This window comes from Deltaproteobacteria bacterium (assembly GCA_016930875.1).
GTDB lineage: Bacteria > Desulfobacterota > Desulfobacteria > Desulfobacterales.
Genome location: JAFGFW010000126.1, coordinates 1 through 3,183 on the forward strand (window position 1 = coordinate 1; position 3,183 = coordinate 3,183).

Annotated in this window: 4 protein-coding genes; all 4 read left to right on the forward strand. The window is 50.8% G+C overall.

The features are described 5' to 3' along the window. The coding region (locus JW883_11370) for a restriction endonuclease (GenBank protein ID MBN1842865.1) at window positions 1-409 on the forward strand (409 nt) is incomplete at its 5' end. 73 nt (window positions 410-482) lie between these two features. Continuing rightward, complete coding sequence (locus JW883_11375) at window positions 483-1,883, forward strand: AAA family ATPase (GenBank protein ID MBN1842866.1); 1,401 nt, start codon at window positions 483-485, stop codon at window positions 1,881-1,883. Next, window positions 1,880-2,575 (forward strand): DUF4433 domain-containing protein, encoded by a 696-nt coding sequence (locus tag JW883_11380; GenBank protein ID MBN1842867.1) that lies wholly within the window; start codon window positions 1,880-1,882, stop codon window positions 2,573-2,575. Before JW883_11375 ends, JW883_11380 begins: the two co-directional genes overlap by 4 nt. Next, on the forward strand, window positions 2,565-3,183 hold a 619-nt coding region (locus JW883_11385), incomplete at its 3' end, for an ADP-ribosylglycohydrolase family protein (GenBank protein ID MBN1842868.1). The genes JW883_11380 and JW883_11385, both read left to right, overlap by 11 nt.

Consider the following 3,183-nt stretch of genomic DNA (forward strand, 5'->3'; position numbering starts at 1 on the left):
CATCTCGCAGTTGCTGGCGGAGATGGGCTTCGAGATGGTCGAGGTAACCAAACTCAGCGGCGACGGCGGCATCGATGTCCGGGGCACTCTGGTGGTCGGTGACGTAGTCCGCATCAAGATGGCTGTCCAGGTCAAGAAATGGAAGCTGAAGAACAACATCCTGGCCCCGGTGGTTCAGCAGGTGCGCGGCAGCCTCGGAGCGCACGAGCAAGGGCTGATTATAACCACCAGCGACTTCAGCCCAGGAGCCGTCAAGGAAGCGGCCCAGGCAGATAAAACCCCCATCGCCCTGATGAACGGGGAACAACTCGTGATGCTGCTGATGGAACACGGCATCGGCGTTCATCGCTCCACACCGGATCTGTTCGAGATCGATGAAGAGTTTGCTATGGGAGGGAATGTTAAGTGAAGGCTGCGAAAGGTTCTCAAAAATACGATCACGGCTCGAAAGGCGAGGCACAAAAATCAAAGGTGAGAACGTAATGAGGGGAAATCTGCCAAAACCTATCAAGAAGCAGCGCGAGGTGTTGTACATGCCTTCAGCAGGGCACACTGCCGTGCTCGGAACTGCTGGAAGCGGTAAGACGACACTCGCTCTCTATCGGGCTGCCTATCTGTCCGAGCCGTCGATGCCACATGCTGGAAGGACGCTGCTCCTGACATTTAATAAAACACTTGTCACCTATCTTAAATATCTCAAACCCATTGAGCTACAGAATGTCCAAGTTGAAACCTACCATACATTCGCACGAGGTTATCTCAACAACCGTGGGAAAATGAGCAGGAATTGCATTTGCGATCCTGACTACAGAAACACGTTCATTTCCCAAGCAGTCAAAGTAGTCGAATCCGGCTACGAACCGTCAAAATTCTTTAAGAGGCCGCTCGAATTTTTCTCTGACGAAATCCAGTGGATTTTCAGCCATGGGATCACTTCCCAAGAGGAATATGTGGAAGTGGAGCGCGTTGGGCGTATCGGCACAAATCTTTCCCGCAAGCTTAGGCCAGTCATGTACGAGATTCTCAACAAGTATCTCGATATTCGAACTGCCGCTGGAAAATTGTATGACTGGGATGACATCTCTATTGCTGTGCGAAAAGAGTTCGAAGAGGATTCTTCGGCACGTTTTTATAAGCACATAATCGTTGATGAAGGGCAAGATTTCTCCCCAGAGATGATTCGCTCGCTGGCGGCAGCAATCCCTGAAGACGGTTCACTCTCGTTTTTCGGGGATGTTGCTCAGCAAATCTATGGACAACGGATGAGCTGGCGCTCTGCTGGACTGAATATCCCTCAACAGTGGTTCTTCAAAGAAAACTACCGAAATACAAAACAGATCGCTCAGTTGGGGCTGGCTATTTCCAGGATGCCTTTTTTCCAGGATATTCCCGATTTGGTTGAACCCACATCACCAAGGGCCGACGGCGCGTTGCCTACCTTAGTCGACTGCACAGACAAGGATCAACAGGTTGAAATCGCACTTCGGGCAGCAAGAGGTGCTGGGAAAACTCAGAGTGTTGCCATCCTCGTAAAAGATAGAGCCCAGGAAAAGATCTTTAGCTCCGCCTTGGGAGCAAACGCTACACGATTACACCGCGACCTTCAGGTATGGAATGACGGCCCCGGCATTTACCATGGCACCTATCACGCGGCTAAGGGGCTTGAATTTGACGTTGTGATACTTCCTTTCTTGGATGCGGACAATCTTCCCGATCCGGACTACATAGCCTCTCACGGGGAAGAGGATGGTCTTACGCATGATGGCAGACTTCTCTATGTGGCGGTAACGAGAGCAAAAACGAGCTTGATCCTGCTATACACCAAGGAGCTCACATCACTGCTGCCTGTTGACGAATCACTCTACCAGAGGGTCAAGCCATGAACTTGATTCAACAGGAGTGCGTCAATCGTGGGATCACTCGGATCTGCCATTTTACGCAGTCGAGAAACCTCGCTCATATTTTTGATGATCCTCTCGGGCTTTGTTCGAAGCGGACGCTTCAGCAGTATGATATGCCGCATAATCCGACCGACCCAGACCGATATGACGGGCGGGATGATCTGATTTGCTGCTCTATCGAATATCCGAACACCTACTACTTCGCGAAAGTCCGCGAACAAGACCACTTGTTCAAGGATTGGGTAGTGTTGATGATCGATGCCAGCTATCTGTGGCAGCCTGAGACTTGCTTTTGCCCGTGCAATGCCGCTCGGTCTCGTGGTGCTTATATCCAAACAGGGATAGTCGGGTTTCGATCACTTTACGCGGACACATCCCCTGGGATTACTTTTTCCCGTCCTGGCAGACATCTTCCCGCTGCACCAACCGATATTCAGGCGGAAGTTCTCCTTAAAGACCCGATTCCACTTGATTCAATTGCCGGTATTGCAGTTCATACAGAAGAACAGGCTCATCGGGAAATATGCAGATTGGAGCTCCAGGGAATAACACTCGACAAACAAATTTACATCGCTCCGGACTTTTTCAATAAGGCATCGCTTTCGCGGTTGATTCAACGCGGAGTCCGAGCGACGGAAACGATATATGAAAACGGAGGTCTACATGGCCGATAACAACACAATAAGGCTAAAAACAAGCAAAGGCGTAGGAGCCATGCTTGGGGCTGCTTTTGGTGACGCACTGGGTTGGCCCAATGAGCGAATTGCCAAATCAAACGCCTCAAAACAAACCCAAGGCCGTCTGCATGATTTTAAGAGATGGACTCGACGCTCCGGCGGCCGCTTTTTTCCTCATGAAGAGATTATTGAGGCAGGTGAGTACAGCGACGACACCCAACTTATACTGTGTCTCAGTCGGTCTTTGCAGAAAGGTGAAACGTGGTGGGAACACTTCACACAGGTTGAGTTACCCTTTTGGTCCGTTTATGAACGTGGTGGTGGCGGAGCAACTAAAAGAGCTGTGGAGTCATGGCTGGATGGTGTCATGCCATGGAGTTCTAACCGGAAGCCACAGGATGTGAAGCGATATTACGACGCAGGAGGAAACGGTGTCGCGATGCGCGTTCTCCCTCACGTCTTGCTTCTGGGCGAAAAGGAATTTCCCAAAATAGCCACTAACATTTTCCTTGATGGTATAGCGACACATGGACACCCCCGGGCGCTGTTAGGCGCTTTGGCTTACGGTTTCGCGCTTTGGGCGGCTTTTCGCAAGGATTCGAAAC

What these genes read in the sequence shown, in the direction of transcription:
- JW883_11375 (MBN1842866.1), top strand. Translation starts at nt 483, where the DNA reads ATGAGGGGAAATCTGCCAAAACCTATCAAGAAGCAGCGCGAGGTGTTG.
- JW883_11380 (MBN1842867.1), top strand. Translation starts at nt 1,880, where the DNA reads ATGAACTTGATTCAACAGGAGTGCGTCAATCGTGGGATCACTCGGATC.